This window comes from Paractinoplanes aksuensis (assembly GCF_024137025.1).
Taxonomy (GTDB): Bacteria; Actinomycetota; Actinomycetes; order Mycobacteriales; family Micromonosporaceae; genus Actinoplanes; species Actinoplanes aksuensis.
Genome location: NZ_JAMYJR010000013.1, coordinates 382,629 through 398,972, shown reverse-complemented (window position 1 = coordinate 398,972; position 16,344 = coordinate 382,629). Strand labels below are relative to the sequence as shown.

At 66.7% G+C, this 16,344-nt stretch carries 4 protein-coding genes; all 4 read right to left on the bottom strand.

The genetic code is table 11. From position 1 onward, the window contains the following. Nucleotides 1-24: 24 nt before the first annotated feature. Genes M1L60_RS14495 through M1L60_RS14480 form a run of 4 tightly spaced genes read right to left on the bottom strand, consistent with a single transcriptional unit; the run spans nucleotide 25 to nucleotide 16,344 of the window. A complete protein-coding gene (locus tag M1L60_RS14495) occupies nucleotides 25-2,211 on the bottom strand; it encodes a UvrD-helicase domain-containing protein (protein ID WP_253237923.1) in 2,187 nt (728 codons plus the stop codon). Next, nucleotides 2,208-8,651, bottom strand: a complete 6,444-nt coding sequence (locus M1L60_RS14490) for a DEAD/DEAH box helicase (RefSeq protein ID WP_253237922.1) — start codon at nucleotides 8,649-8,651, stop codon at nucleotides 2,208-2,210. The genes M1L60_RS14495 and M1L60_RS14490 overlap by 4 nt, the downstream gene beginning before the upstream one ends. Further along, nucleotides 8,648-13,579, bottom strand: a complete 4,932-nt coding sequence (locus M1L60_RS14485; RefSeq protein WP_253237921.1) for a DNA methyltransferase — start codon at nucleotides 13,577-13,579, stop codon at nucleotides 8,648-8,650. The genes M1L60_RS14490 and M1L60_RS14485 overlap by 4 nt, the downstream gene beginning before the upstream one ends. After that, complete coding sequence (locus M1L60_RS14480) at nucleotides 13,576-16,344, bottom strand: helicase-related protein (protein WP_253237920.1); 2,769 nt, start codon at nucleotides 16,342-16,344, stop codon at nucleotides 13,576-13,578. Before M1L60_RS14480 ends, M1L60_RS14485 begins: the two co-directional genes overlap by 4 nt.

Sequence of the window (16,344 nt, the reverse complement as noted above, 5' to 3'; positions counted from 1 at the left end):
CGTGGTTCAAGCTCCGGGTCGGCATCACAGAGCCTCCCGGTCGATGCCTGACCGGGCCGACGGCTCCGCCGACATTTGCTGCTGCACCAGGCGACTGGTGAGGAACGGGCTCGGCGTGCCGTGCCAGAACACGGCCAGTTCGTCGCGAGCGCGGGTGGCGGCCACGAAGAGCAACGAGCGATCCTTCTGTCGTTCGCGCTCGTACCGCTTGGGGTCGGTGGCCCGGTACCGGTCGATCATCAGGCGGGGAATGAGGCCGTGGCTCACCCCGGCGATGACCATCCGCTGATACTCCAGTCCCTTGAACCGGTGCATCGTGCCGATGTGCACCCCGCCGGCGCCCTTGGGGCCGTCCGGGCCGATCTCTGTCACCGCCAGCCCGTTCTCCTGCAATCTCGCCGTCAAGTCGGTGGCCAGCTCGCGAGTCGGCAGGCAGATCGCCATCGACCCGTCGACCGGACTTCCCCACGCCTTGACCTGGTCGGCGATGAGGTCGAGCTCCTGCGCCCAGGTGGCCGCGCCGCGGAAGACCGGCTGGTCACCGCGGAGCAGTGAGCGGTACCCGGCCAGGTTCTCCTCCCCGCCGTTGAGGTCGTCGTAGACCTCGCCGCTCATGACCTCCAGGGCGGCGGCCAGGATCTGCCGGGTGGTGCGGTAGCTCAGGGTGAGCCGCGTCGACCGCCCGCGGATGTTGATGCCGAGACTGCCCAGCGTCACATGGTTGTCGTAGATGCGCTGGTGGGTGTCTCCGGCCAGGAACATGTCGTCGGGACCGGCCGGCACCATGGCCCGTAACATCTTCCAGTGGGCCGCGCTCAGGTCCTGGGCCTCGTCCACCACCACGTGCCGGTAGCGGTGCCGCAGGAGGCTCCCGGAGCTTTCCTCCGCCGCCGCGTCACTGCGAGCGGCACGATCCATCTCTAGCCGGGCCGCCCGCTCGGCCACCTGGCGCCAGGTCCACATGCCCTGGCCGTCGAGCCAGTTGGTGAACCGCTCGGTCAGCTGCCACACCTGGTCGCGCTCGCCGCGGGTGAGGCTGCGGCCACGGTTCGGGCGGCGCGCGCGGAAGTAGTCGCTCCGTGAGTTGAGCACCTGGCCGAGAATGATCTGCGTCCACTCGGCGTACAGGAAATCGGCGTCCCAGTCCTTCTCGCCGGTCTCCATCAGGAACGTCTGCCAGAGCTCAGGCACCCGGTTGTCGTCGACGATGCGGCGGCCGGCCCCGATCTTGGCCTCGGAGACGACCCGGCTCGCGAGCTTGTCGATGTTGACGATGTCCACCCGGGCCGTGAGCTCCTGCCCGCCCAGGGCGATCAGCCGGGTCCGCAGATCGGCCGCGAGATTGCGGTTGAAGGTGGTCAGCAGGATCGGCTTGTCCGCGCCCGCCGGAAGCTGCCGCACCAGGTGCGCGACCCGATGCAGGGCCACGATGGTCTTTCCCGTGCCGGGCCCGCCGCCGACCCGGGTCGGGCCGCTGGTGGGCTTCTCGGCCAACCGGCGCTGGGTCGGGTGCAGGAAGACCTGCCACTGCTCGAACGACTCGCCCAGCACGGCCTGCAGCGCCTCGTCGTCGGAGAAGACCTGTGTGGCCGGGCTGTTCACGGCGGCCGCCAGGTCATCCGGGTCGACGGCGTCCTCCGCCTGGACGGGCGTGGTGATCTGCTCCTTCACGTCCTCGTACGACGTTCCGTCGGCAAGGGCGAACAGCACATCGGTGGTCAGCTGCGGAGCACGGGCGAGCAGCTCCGAGAGCTGCTCCGCCTTGGTCAGCGCGCGGATCTGCGGCAGCAGCGGCTCGGCCACCCCCAGCTCGACCAGCTGCATGTCGGTGAAGGCCTGAAAGAGGGGTACGGCGTCGGGCTCCGGTTTCACGACGGGAGCGAGGTCGATCACCTCGATGCCGCCGGTCACGCGGTTGACCCGGTAGGCGTGCCGGGCCAGCGCGTCGCTCACCTCGTCGCGGTGCTTGACCGCCACGAGCAGGTAATCGCGTTCACCGACCGCCAGCAGCAGGGCCCGGTGCGCCTTGTCGACCCGGGCCGACAGCAGTTCCGACCCCGCCCCCGCCAGCTGCAGGTAAAGCTCGGGGTCGCGCGGGTTGGCCCGGAACCGGTTCATGAACTCATAGACGGCGCCCTGGTCGGCCCGGGGCAGCTTGGTCATCTCCTTGTGGGCCCGATCCATGATCCGCAAGGTTGCTTCGGCACTCATCCGTGTGTCCCCTTGGTCGTCCCGATCAGTTCGGCCAGGTCGTCGGCCGACCAATCCACCGCGGTGCGCGCATGCCATCCGGCGGCGTGGTAAGCCTTGTCGCGGTCATCGGTCTCCGGGTCGTCCTCGTCCCCCGCCAGCACGATGGCGAGACGCCGGTCGGGCCACGCGAACTCGGCCATCCAGGCCTGATCGCCGAGCTCGTATCCGACCACAGGTACCGGCAGGTTGAACTTCACCAGGGCGAACATCAACCGCTCGAGCTCCGGCTCGCCGGAGTCCACATAGCGCAGAACCTGCTGCCAGGCGGGGTCGGCCTCGTCGGCAACCGGCGGTTCCACCGGCGGCGCGTCGGGGGCTACCCCGAGCCACGTTGCCGTCTCCTCGTCGAGATCGAAGGCACGCTGCGCGGCCATCAGGCCCGTGCCTTCACTCACGGCCAGCAGAGCCGGATCAAAGCTTTCCAGTACAGACTGAGCCAGCTGAACGCCGTCGCCGGTGCCGTCCAGGAATTGCACGATGTTGGCCCACCACAACCAACGGGCCCACTGCGTTTTGTGGTGCGGCGTCGTCACCGTGGCCGGACGGTCGTCGATGACGGTCAGCGCGGAAAACACCGGCGGTTTCGCTCGCTGGTCGATGACGAGCGTGACCGGAAAATCGGCGTTGTCCCGCGTACGGAACAGCCCGATCAATCCCTTCACCGGCGCCGGAAGCGAGTCACCGCGCAGTGAGGCCCGGATGCCGTTCCCGATGCTGCCGGAGTCGGCCAGCGTCTTCTCGGCCTTCGGCTGCTGCAGAAGTCCGCCGAGCGTCCCCGAGGCGCGGTGTCGCCACAGGTCGAGGTCCGGGTTCGCGAGGAAGTGCATCAGCAGATCCGCCGGGTTGGTCCAGACGTACCGTTGCAGGTCATCGGGTTCCGTGTCCGGGGCCAGCTGGCGATAGACGCCCCGGGCGGCCTGCTGGGCGAGGCCGGCGTAGGGCAGCCAGGCGTCAGCCTCCTGGTTCTCCTGCCAGTTCTTGATGTCGTCCCAGGTCATGGCGAACACCCGGTAGCCGTGGGCGCGGAGCCGGGCCCGCTTGTCGGCGTCGTCGGCGAGCCGGTTGTGCTCAGGCGACGCGTGGTACTTGAAGCCGTCGAGGTAGACAGCGACCGGCGCCGACGGCGCGTCCATGCGGCGGAAGAGCACGTCAGGCCGGGTGCCCTGAATCGTGTTCTGCAGTTTCATCTGCCAGTGGGTCACATCGCGCCCGTTGGGCGCGGTGAACCTGACGTCGGCGATCCGCGCGCCGTTCTGGTCGGTGGCCCGGTCGAAGCGCATGCCCGCCTCGGGGTCGTCGGCCCGCTGGATGAGCTTGCGCAGGAAGTTCAGCTCCAGCTCGCTCTCCACCTGGTGCACGAGCGAGATCTCGTTGGTCCGCGTGCCGGCCCGCACCTGCCAGTTGTCCAAGAGCCTTTCCAGTACGCCGAGCGCCTCCAGCCGGCTCATCAGCGGGAACTCGTCGTTGCGCGCGTAGCGCAGCAGGCAGCGGTGGCAGGCGGCCCGGCCCTCGTGCTGGCACACGCAGGCCATCAGGATGGCGCGGGCCTTCTTCATCACGGCCCGGAACCGGTCGGACGGCGCGAGCCGGTCAAGGTAGCCCGTACCCTGCGGCTGGGTGTCGTAGACGACCACGAAGTTGCGTGTGCCGCCGCTCTTCGCGTCCGGCATCGTCGCCCGGACCATGCGCAGGTGGGCCGGGTCCCCGCCGTACTCAGCCGCGATGCCCAGGCGCAGCGCTGCCGCGAACGACACCACCCGCTCGTCGATGACGTCGACGGTGCTGGGGATGAGGATGCGCAGCGCCTCGGTCTCCAGCTCGTGGGCCAGAACCAGCTCGACGTGCTTCTCCAGGTCGGGCGAGCGCCGGTACGGGCACCAGGGCCGGTGATGCTCCCCGCCGACGGCGACGGCCGTGCCCGCGGCCTGAGCCAGCACCGTCTGACTGGTGGCGGCCACACCGTCGACGGTCGTGCCGCCGCACGAAACGCAGGTGTGGAACGGGTTGACCCGCACCTCCTCGCCCGCGAAGAACTCGGCCGGCCGGTCGAACCGCTGCGCGCCCAGGTTGAACCGCCGCACCATGGCCCGCCGGGTGTAGTCGACCCCGAACGTCTCCTGCTCGTGCCGCCAGGACTCCTTCTCGATGTGGGCCGGGTCGACGTCGACCGCGACTGTGGTGGCGTAGTAGCGGCGCTCACGGTCGTCGCTGTCGTCGCGGATCGTGGCGTCGTCCCGCTTGTCCCGGCTGAGCACCCGGGTCGGCTGCAGCACGTTGAACAGCCGGCCGTGGTCGGCGATGCCCGGGTCCTCGCAGCGCGGGCAGGGGCTGGTGTCCTCAAGGGCCAGGTGCGTACGCACGTAGCCGCACCGGGCGCAGGCCCGCCACTGCCGATAGGCAGGCCGGTCGGCCGGGCCCACGTCCAAGCCGGAGATCTCGTGCTTGTAGCCGCGCACGTAGTAGGTGTTCCCCGGTGCGATCTCGGTCAGGGCCTGCTGGGCGGGCCGGTCGTAGTCACGCACCTCGGTGTGGAAGCGCCGGTCGTCGCCGGTGCGCTCCTCCCAGGTGAGGGTCGCCTCCAGCGACGTCCGGGTGTCGATCAGGGCGTAGTTCGGCAGCAGCCCCAGCTCGACCAGCGTGCCGTGGGCCGGCGCAGCGCCGAGTTCCCCGAGCTTCCGCCGTACGGCCCGCGCCTCGGACTTGAGCATCCGGATCTCGCGGGCGTGGTCGGGGTCGCTCGGCACCAGAGTCTTGGCCGCCTGGTCGATGTCCTTGAGCCGGGTCCGCAGGTCCTCCGAGCGCTCGTCCCAAACTAGTTCGGCCTCGGCCACGCGAACGGCCAGCCCGCTGTCGGCGAACTTCATGACCTGCCGCACTGCGGAATCCGACAGCTTGTCGCCGAACAGACTCAGAAACCCGTCGGCCAGCCGTACGCCGTCCGCCTGGGCCGCCGCGACGAAGCCGGCCAGCCAGCCACTCGGCCCGAACAGCACGTGCGCCTTGCGCGGCAGCGGCAGCACGCCGGACAGCCGGTCGCGGGCGGCCAAGTCGATCAGGTGGGCGATGTACTGCCGGCGCAGGATCTCGACCGCGGACAGGAAGCTGCCGGGCGGGATGATCTGACCGGCGATCATGTCGCGCGGCTCGGTCAGGTAGTAGCGCTCGCGCTCCGAGCGGCCGACCAGCGTGAGCACCAGCGCGTTGCCGCTCGTGCGCCCGGCCCGGCCGGCCCGCTGGACGTAGTTCGCCGGCCCGGCCGGCAGCGAGGCCAGCACCACGGCCGACAGCGCCCCGATGTCGATACCCATCTCGAGGGTGGGCGTACAGGAGAGCACATTGGGGTCGGTGTAGTGCTTGCCGTCGCGGAAGCGCTTCTCGACCGTCTCGCGCTGGGCCCGGGTCAGCATGCCGGTGTGCTCGCCGGTGACCACGCGGAAGACCCCGCTGTCGAGGTAGAGCCGCCGGTAGTAGTCGTCCGGGGCGGTGTCGTCGGGCGCCTTCCGCAGGAGGCCGGAGCAGCGATACTGGCGGCACGGCTGGCCGGCCCAGTCGTCGAGGCGGTCTGGATGCTCGGTCTGCTCCCAATGACAGGTGTCGCAGGCGATGCCGGCTAGGACGGCGGATTCGTTGTCGAGCCGGGTGACCCGGATGTGACCAGGCAACAGCCCGTACACGGTGTTGCCGTCGTCGGTCTGGCCGGATGAGACGACCTGGGCCGCCGCAAGCGTAGGCAAGAGCCGGGCCAGGTACGCGGAGGCGGCGTTGGCGTCGAGGCCGAGGCACCGCATCGTCCAGTCCTGATACCAGCCGCCCCGGGCCGGAATGGAGTCGAACATCGACTTCGACTGGGCGGCCGACATCAGGAACGCGGGCGCCGAAACGCCGTCGGGGAACGCCGGAAGACCCTGCGGTCGGCCACCCCAGATCTGCCAGCGCCGGCCGCCGCGCTTGAGATACGGCAGCAGCCACTCGTGATAGATCGCCCCACGGGTCCGCAGCCGTTCCAGCAGACCACGCAGGAAGGCCAGGTAGCGAGCATCGTCCGGCGGGAACAAGCCGGGTTCGCCGCGCTGGTATTCGTCCCGGCACAGCACGGCGGCGGCCTTCGGATCCTCCAGGAAAACCTCAACCGCAGCTGTGCGGGTGAGCTCAAGGGTGCGGCCCTGCCGGGTGCGTAGGCCCATCTCCATGATCGCCGCGAAGGCCAGCCGCTCGGCGACCAGCACCCAGGCCGCGTCGCTGCCCTGCGATTCGCCGCCCAGCAACTCGTCGACGCCCGGCTGGTCGTACAGGTCGGGCGGAACGACCGCGGACAGCACGTCCCGCTTGGCCGCGGCCCCGATCATGTCGGTGATCAGCTCGTCCAGCGTGACCGGCTGCCCCGCGGTGAGCCGGCTGGTCAGCAGGGCGCGCAGCGAGAAAGAGTGAGACCGGTTGGCGACGAACCCGGCCCGGTGCGCGGCGTCCTGCACGGAATCGTTGAACAGCAACGTCTTGCGCTCGGCCAGGCTCAGCTCACCACCGGTGAACAGCTGCGTGACCGCCACCGAGGCCAGCGTGGCCAGGCCCGCGCCGAGGAACCGGATGCCGCCATCCATCTCGCACGACGGGCAGCGGTCCTTGCCGGCGGCGTCGATCGAGCCCATGTCGACGAGCACGGCCAAGGCGTCGTCGCCGAGGTCGTGATCCTTGGCCGGGTCGAACGGGCGGACGTGCCGGCCGTATTCGAGGACGTGCAGATTCTTGTGCCGGTTCGCGGTGTTGGCGACGGCCGCCTTGACCTCGTCCTCGGTGGCCGCGATCAACGCCCGTACGCGGCGCTTGTCCCGCCCCACGCTGGAGCGATAGATCTTGTCGGGCTCGGTGGCCAGATCCTCCGGATGCCGCTCGGGAGAAACGGCCGACCAGCCCGACCGGCCGCAGTGCCGGCAGAACACGGCGGGCAGCCGGGCGAACCGGTTGTCGGCGATCACGGCGTCGATCTCGGGGGCGGACGGATCGAACGCCCGCGCCGGCTCCCCGTCCCAGCCGAACGTGGCCGCCCGCTCGACGCCCCGCAACAGCCGCGAGACGGAGCGGACCCAGAGGTGGGTCTCGATGTTGAGCAGCGGCCGGTGCTTGCCGTCTTTCCCCAGCTTCTTCGCGCGCGACAACAGCCCGACGAACCGCGCCAGCGCCTTGGCTGTCACTTCGGGAGGTGTACGCATCGGGCTGCCCCACCCGGTCACGTTCTTCCGCGGCAACACCTCGATGATCTCGTCGAACGTCCGCGCCTCGGTGCCGAGGGAATCGAGCAGAGCGCGGGTCAGCGGATGCTCACGCAGTAACTCGCCCAGCCGGATCGGGTCGTCCGCGCAGCGCTCCCCGAGCAGCAGCTCGGCCACCTGTTGCATCAGCAGCGGGTCGTTGTCGTCGAGGTCGGCCAGGTGCTCGGGGTCGGGCAGCGGCAGCCCGAAGTTTTGCCGCTGCAGGAACTCGGCCGCCGAGTAGCGGGACTCTCCCACCAGCGAGTCCTCGTCGAACGGCACGCCGAACACCTGCTCGGCAACTTCCCGGATTGCTTCACGCCCGTCCTTGCCACCGCCCTCGCCGAGCGTGGCCGAGGTCGCGACCGGACAGATCGACCCCAGCGGCCGGCCGGGCTCATCCAGCTTGAGCGCGGAAGCCAGTCGTCGCAGAAGCATCGCGACATCGGTGCCCTGCGCCCCGTCGTAGGTGTGAAACTCGTCGAGCACCACATACGCGGGTTCGGCCCCGTCCCACAACGGCAGGTCATCCGCCCGCTGGAGCAGAAGGTCAAGCATCTTGTAGTTGGTGATGAGAATGTCGGGCGGATTGCGTCGCATCTCCGACCGCTTGGTCATCACATGCGGATACTCAACGGCCGCAACGTCACCGATGTAGAGCCCCGCCGTAATCCGGTTGAGCGCCGGATCGTCCAGCATCTCGTTGATCCGCTGAGTCTGGTCGGTAGCGAGCGCGTTCATCGGATAGAGCAGGATCGCCTTGACGCCACCCCGCCCCAGCTCCCGCCGCCGCTGACAGTGATCCAACACAGGAATCAGAAACGACTCAGTCTTCCCCGACCCCGTCCCGGTAGTAATCAGCGCCGGCTCAGCACTCTTGCCTTTGGTCGACAGCCGCCGAAACGCCGCAGCCTGATGCACATAGGGCCCAAACTCCTTCGGCGCCCACTCCAACGCATCACGCCACTCGTCTTCGGCGGTCCGAAACGGCATCCGAACCCGCAGGTAGGGTCCCCGAAAAACGCCCTGCTCAGGATGCGAGAGAAACCTCTCCAGACCGTACCGCATCAGCATCTCGGACAACCCGAACGTGGTAGTCAGATACTGAGTCAGGTTCCGTCGCAGCGAGTCAGCTGCAACTGTAGGCCTCATGACGCCTGCCACCCGGCATCGATCGCATCCCGCAGGCGTTCGCTGAATGCCGCATGCGCCTCGACATACTCGAGCTCTCGGCTTGCCTTATAGAAGGGTCGCAAATATTCAACAGGAGGCGACACAGAATCAGGATCAAGTAAGTGAGCAACCAACTGCTCATAGTCGCCCTTTTCTTGCCTGTAGCCGAATGCATACGGGTCTGCAGAAATTCGTCGACCGCGAGCATCGAACCACATCTGCATCTCGCGATCATCGAGAATAGGGTATCGAGATCGGAGAATGGCGATTAGCTCGTCAGCACTAATACCGAGCCACACAGACACCAAGGCGTCTATCTCAACAAGCGCCGCCCTTCTTTCAAACTCCGTTCGCAATGCCACAGACTTGTCCCACGAATCCTGAACCTGACCCAACGGGTGGACTGCACCCCAGCCAACTACCCAATCATCTTTGACCCAGGAACGCCTGTACAGCTCCTCCCAGAGCGCCGCATAAGCTTCGGTTAGGCAGTTAAGCCGCAGTACACGAAGCAGCAAAGACTCGGAGAGCGGATGATCGAGCGAAGCAGCAGGCATGATGCTCGCGCCAGCAATATCTAGGTTGGTTTGACCGGCGATACGCAACACATAGTCGAGGGGAAGAGACGACCAAAACCCTGCATTTAGCGCAGTTTCGCGAGTTGTCGCAAATGCAGAAGAACGAACCGCATGAGTGTGAGCGGGGCCTGGAGAGATGATAGCGGCGAATAACGACCTCTCAGTGCTCTTAGGGTCAATCATCTGCCGCCAGGCTAGGCGATAGTATTCAGTATATCGACGCCCGCCCCACAGATCCTGACGCGACCGTGACGATGCTTCATTGCCAGCGATCTCATAGGTTGTACGAGGAACATAGTCGTTATCCAACGTTGTCAGATCAACCGAAGCCCAATCCTTACCATTTCGGAACGGATCATTGGGCTCCTTCGCGTGTGGCGTGGCAATACTAAGGTGGGAACCTTGCAGGATTACGTCAGCTAAAGACTTGGGTCGTCCGACTTCGTACCGGATCAAACCAAGATCCTTCCCCTCCTTTTCGCGATATCCGCGGGTCACGAAAGGATCCAGATCTCCAAGGCGCGGCGTGGCCACAGCAAGCGCCGCGATTGCACCCTGCTCTTGAGTAGTTATCGGATGAAGCAGAGGTGACTGATCCAAATCCGACGACAAATCACTGCCAACCCCCCTCCAAACATCAAGCAGCTCCTCGTCGACGAATACGAGCCTGGAGCGGTGCGGCCGAAGATCCCAGGCACCCTTATATTTCTGTCCAGGAATCGCGCCTTGACCATCATGATCGAGGGAGTCAATCAACACGTTAGCGCCGTAAAGTTGGCTCAGGTGCAAAAAGCCGATCTTCTTCGGAACTCCATAGATGTGGACACCGAAGTCCAGCGTTCGGCCAGCGTCAGAAAATGCCCAGTTGGCCGCGTTTACGAAAGCAGCGTGCAGTCTAAGCCGCCTATAACTGGACGCGCGGAGGTCACCCTCTTTGATACCACCGAAGTGACTGTCGGGATGAACGACGCCAGCAGTTCCGGCTTGGCCAAGATGAAGCCAGACCTGACACATGAATGCTCGATACAAGTCTGGCTGCGTTCCCGCCAAAAGTGGATAATTGACACCCACAGACAGAAACTCGGCTAGTCCAACCTTGCCGGTCAGATCGTTAATGTACCGACGCCGCACCACAGATGCTGCGAGAGCAGCGCTTTTACGGAAGCGCCATAGGTCCACATCCGGCTTGTGCGAAAGCTTAAACCATGGCTCTACCTCGGCCAAGGCCACCGAGTCTTCCCAACGGGGGCGGACCCACGGAGGATTCCCGACTTGCATCTCAAATCCGCCTTTGGCGAAGACGGAAGCAAAACATAGCTCCCAGTGAAAGAAGCCTTGATCTTCGGCAGTCTGCTCAGCGACTTGCAGCCAGGGAAATCGTTCGCCCAACGTCCAAACGGAGTCCACACCGATTAGAGGCTCTAGTCGCTCTTCGAACTCACTCATCTCTTCGAGACTGGCAAAGCTTCGGCCGTAGAAGTGCTGGGCGTCGTCATCGAGATCACGGCGGCCAACAACAGCTTCTGTGAAGGTCAGCCAGTCTTCGAGGCTAGCAAGTGGAACCTGCTTGCTTAGTTCGTGGGCAAAGGTCATTTTGCGGGTGCCGCCGGTGGCCTTCGTGGGCAGCTTGGTTTGTTGGGGCTGGACCTGGCCGAAGATGTCCGCGATCTCGTAGGACGCCGGCTCCTCGAACTCTGGCTCCTCGCGGACGTATGTGACCTCGACCGGGTTGGATGGGTACTTCTCGGGGTCGCTTCCGTCGAGCAGGCCTACCTTGTCCAGCGGCCAGAACCACAACGCACACCAGGTGTCCATCAGGATCTTCAGGCGCCAGTACGGCGTACCGGGCTCGGTCAGGTCTTTCATGATCTTTTCGCGCGGGACGGCGTCGTTGACCGGAGGGAGATCCTCGGCGCCCCAGACCTTGATGTCTCGGCGGATCTCCTGTTCGGAGATTTTGAGGCGCTGCTGCACCAAGTCCCACAGGAACTCGACGCGGCGGGACAGGGCCTGCAGCCGAGCCACCTGGGAGGGCTTGCCGCGCGAGCCCTTGGTGGACGGGACGCGCTTCATGGCGGTGCGCCACTTCTTCAGGCGTTCCGTCTCGTCGGGGGCCAGCTCGCGGGCTTCCTTCTCGCCCGCGACCGCTCCCCACCCATCGGCCGGCAGCAGGAAGTGGTGAATCGTGCCCTCGTCGATCGGGCCGTCGCGGAACGGCTTGTCTTGCGGGGCCGTCGTCAGCCACGACTTATCGGCTAGCTGGGCCGCGGTGTAGAGGCGCCGCCCACCGCCGATCAGCGAGTTTCCTCGTTGCAGGTGCAGGCCGAACCACGGGGCCTGCAAGCCGGCGTGCATGACGTTCAGCCACAGCGACACTTCGGCCAGCTCGACCGCCGTGCGGTTGAGGTCGACGCCGTAGCAATTGTGCAGCGCGATGTAGGCCTTAACCTTCTGCAGTTCCTCGTGATACTGCTCCGGGTCGAGGCTGACCTTCAACTCCTTCTGGCGCAGCTGCAAATACTTGGCTGCAACCTGATTGATGGCCTCGTTGAGGAAGGCTCCCGACCCCAGCGCCGGCTCGCAGATGGTCCAGTCGAGCAGCTTGCGCGCCGGAGTCTTCTCTCCCTCTTCCTCTTCGAGGCGGTACTTCAGCGCTAGCTGCACGGTCACCTTGGTCAGCGACTGCGGCGTGTAGTACGACGCGCTGGTCTGCCGGTCCCGACCCGCGAGCCGGTACACGAACTGGCCCGGCTTGTAAGTCACCCGGCTACGAACGCCGGTGTACGCGTTCTCCTTCTCCACGAACACTGAGTCGTCGTATTCGTCGACCTTGGACGCCGGGATCATCCACGAGCCGTCCTTCGGGTCGCCGCCCTTGGCCACCTCGTACAGGGTCTCGGTGGCGACGAATCCCGTGTAGGACATGAGGCCCTCGTAGACCGCGCCGAGTTGGTTGATCCCCAACTGGGCGTACGAGATGAAACCGCCTCGTCCCTTCCGGCTGCCCTTGCTGAGCATGAGGCGGCGCAGCACCTGGTAGAGGGTGGCGTTGCGCAGGCGGGTGTCGAGCTTGGGGCCGTTCTCGTCGTCGGGGTCGCTGCCGGGCAGGGGAATCAGCCGGCCGATGAGCTTCGTGAACTCGGGCAGGAACAGGTCGGACTTCATGGGCTCGAAGCGCAGCCCGACGCCCTCGCTGGCCTTCTCCCCTGTTTCCGCGCCGCCGCGCGGGCGGTGGCCCTCGTTGACCATCTTGAAGAGCAGATCGAGCGACTCATACAGGTGATACCCGCCCTCGGCCGAGGGGGCGAGCCGCCGCGAGATGAGGTCGCCGAGGCGGTCCAGGCTGTATCCCTCGACGTATTCGGGGTCCTTGACCGGTAGCACGCCGAGCTCGGGGCGGGCCTCGGCGTAGAGCAGGAACAGGATGCGGTAGAGGTAGCGCAGCGACTCACGTCCGAGCTCCTTGGCCAGCGCGTCGAGTTCCATGACGTCCTGCGGCTGGTGCCCGGCTGCACGGATCTGGTCGAGGACCTCGTTCGCGATGAGCTCGACCGAGACGCGCAGGCCCTCGCGCAGGTCGCTGGAGACGCCGACGGCGTGCTGCCGGGAGCCGTTGACCAGTTCGGCCAGTTCCTCGGTGCCGCCCTCGGCCGGTGGCCGCAGCGAGTCGGCGCCGAACAGGGCCGCGATGACGTCCAGTTCCTTGTCGTCGTTGCGGCCGTAGGCGAGGTCCAGGCTGACCGACAGGTAGCGGCCCTCGCCCCACACCGTCTTGTCGGCCAGGGTGACCACACCGCCGTTGAGCAGCAACACGTAGCGCGGTGGGTTGGGGGCGGCAAACAGCCAGGAGGCCAGCTTGGCCCCGGTCTGGATCTTTTCGTTCGAACCGAGCGACACCTCGTCGATCAGCCGACCCGCGTCGGTCGCGTCCTGGGCGGCGTCGGCGTCGACCGCCCAGCCGCAGTGCAGCGCGACGATACCGTGGCCGGTGCTGGTCTCGGCGTGGGCGACCGGGATCTCGTACTCCTGGCCGGCGCGCTCCACGGTCAGCGTCTGCGGCTGGGGGTCGTACCCGAAGGCTCTGAGCATTTCGAGGTTGTGCTTGCGTAGCCGCTCGGGGTCGAAGAACTCCTGATCGCTCAGCTCGGCCTTGGCGTCCAGATAGGCGCGACGGCGCTTGCGCAGGGCCGCACGCGGGGTCTCCCGGTCGGCCTTCTCCTCCTCGGCCCAGCGCTTGAGCAGCGTCCCCTTGATGGCGGTCGGCAGCACCTCGGCCAGGTAGTGCGCGGACAGGTATTCGCCGCGGTTGGTCAGCGATTCGAGGTTCATGCGGCACCCTCTCCGGGCTTGACGAGGACGGCGAGGACCCGCAGCAGCGGGTCGGGCACCGTTTCGAGACGGTCGACCAGGTCGTTCTGCTCACGGACGGTGCCTTCGACGCGCTTACTGAACAGGCTGGCCTTGCTGAAATCGGCGAGCTTGGCGCGGTAGGCGTCCAGCGGCTCGGCGTTGGTCTTCTCCCACTCGGCCCGCCGGCCGGCCAGATAGTCGCGCGCCGAAGCGACGGCGGCCGGGACCATCTTCTGGAGGGGCTGCAGCGGCACCGACTCGGCCCGGTTCACCATTTTCGGGCCGACCCCCGCACCAGCGAGCACCTCGTCCATCGGCCGCACGGTTCCGAGGCCGGGCAGGCCGGACACGGCCATCCACTCGACGACGGTCGGCTGGCCGAGCTTGTTCGCATAGACACCCTGCACGAGAAAGACGGGGCCGGGCACGTCAGCGGTGAGCACCGGCGCCTGCTGCCGCCCCAAGCGCATGAGGACCTTGTCGACGAGCCAGTCGATCATCGGGTGGACGTCGCTCAGGAAGGCGATGCCGGGCCAGCTGGAGGTCTTGGCCTGCCGGGCCTCGTCGAGCTTGCGCTGGGCCAGCTTGCGGTCGAAGGTCACCTTCAGCCGCAACTTGTCGCCTTCACGGTGCGCCTGCAGATAGGACTTCGGCAGGTCGGAGAGCCGATAGACCAGGTCGTCCGGGGCCAGGAACGTGGTCAGCTCTTTCTCCCGGCGCAGGTCGATGGCGTCCTCGGGCCGGTTGTCGTAGAGCTCGCGCAGCGCGGCCTCGACGAACTCGCTGGTGGAGGCGAACAGTTTGGGCACCCGTGCGACGGGGACGTCGGCCACGGCCGAGGTCTCGCCGACGCCAGCCATCAGGTCGGCGAGCACGTCGACCTCAAACCCTTGCTCGTACGATTCGTCGACCGTCTTGCCTTCGAGCAAGTCCTTGACGAGCCGGTCCTCCTCGGCCTCGGCGTCATGGATGCCGATGGCGGCTTCGACGCTGCCCAGGCTGCGATGCACGTTCGCTTCACGAACGAGGAGTTTGGCGGCGACGGTGTTGTCATCCTTCGCGTTTGTCACCTGCGAGGTGAGGATGAGCGCCCGGAATTCCGGCCGGTGCTGCTGGCCGTAGCGGTCGACACGGCCGTTGCGCTGCTCGATCCGGATCAAGCTCCACGGGATGTCGAAGTGGATCAGCTGATGGCATTGGCGGTGCAGGTTGACGCCTTCGGATGCCACGTCGCCGGTGACCAGCAGCCGTACGCTGCTGCCCTCAAGCTCGAAGTCCTGGAGGATCTGTTGTTCCTCGGTATCGGTGACCCCGCCGTGCAGGACACGGACCGCGTCAGGTCCGAAGCCGAGCCGTCCTGGCAGGACCTCGGCCAGCCACTTCAAAGTCGGCACGCTCTCGGAGAAGACGACCGCCCGTGTCTTGCTGCGCGGGCCCACCCCGATCGTCTTCAGCTCGGCCACCAACTGGTTCAGCTTCGTCGAATTGTCATCCTCGATCGCGGCGACCAGGCCCGCCAGCTGCTCGAGGCTCGCAGACTCGGTCGGGCCCAGGTCCTTCTTGGCGAGCCTCTTGGCGACGGTCGAGGCGAGCGCCTTGTGGGAGGAGAGAAAAGCCTTCAGCAGCGTGTACGGGAACAGCCGATGCTGGCCACGGACCGGCTCGTCACTCCATTTGCCCGTCATCCAGGTCTCGGTGAGCTCCCGGAAGACCTCCTCCTCCAGCGGCCCAGCGGCGCACTGCACGGGAACTGAAGGGCCGCGGTCGGCCCAGCGGTCGCCGATCTGGTCGCGCACCTCCGGGCTGATCTTCGTGCGCCGCAGGTAGAGGTGCTCGATGTCCTTCTTCACGTAGTTCTTCTTGTCGGCGATCGCGGCCGGGTCGAGCAGCGAGATCAGCTCGGCGAAAGACTCCTTGTCGCCGTTGTGCGGGGTCGCGCTCGCCAGCAGCAGGGCGTCAGTCTTACGAGCCAGCCGCTGGGCCAGCTCGTTCCGCTTAGTGCCCTTGTTGATCAGGTTGTGCGACTCGTCGATGACGACGGCGTCCCAGTCGATCGCGTCGAGGTGGTGGCCGAACTGCCCGGCGTCCTTGAGGGTGTCGACCGAGATGATGGCCCGCTTGAAGTAGGTGAACGGATTGCGCCCGGCCGGGATCTCCTGCTGAATCCGCTGGATGCCGACCGAGTCGAGCCGGACGAGCGGGATCGAGAAGCGGGTCCACAGCTCGCGCTGGAACTGCTCGAGCACCTGTTGCGGCGACACGACCAGGATGCGCTCGCCGCGCCCGCGCCGGATCAGCTCGGCCAAGATCAGCCCGATCTCCAGCGTCTTGCCGAGGCCGACCACGTCGGCCAGCAGGATGCGGGGGCGCAGGCCCGAGAGCGCCAGCTCGACCGGGCGTTGCTGGTAGGTCAGGGGGTCGAGCAGGAACCGGTCGGCCAGGGCCAGCCCGCGTTCGGAGCGCGGCAGCGGCGTGCGCCGCAGGACGGCCTCCAGGAAGAGGCGGCTCTGCCGGAACTGCGACGAGGTGTCCGCCACGAGCACGGTCTCCTCCGGCCGCATCGCCTGCACTTCGTCGAGCTCGGTGAAGAAGGTGGCCTCGAGGTCCTGGACGAACTCGGAGACCCCGACCGCCTTGATCATCGTGCCGTCGGGGGTGTCGGTCTGCACGCCGCGGACCAACCACTCCTCGTCGCGGACAAGAACCCGGACGCCGGGTGCCAGCGGGGCGTCTGCACTGCTCAC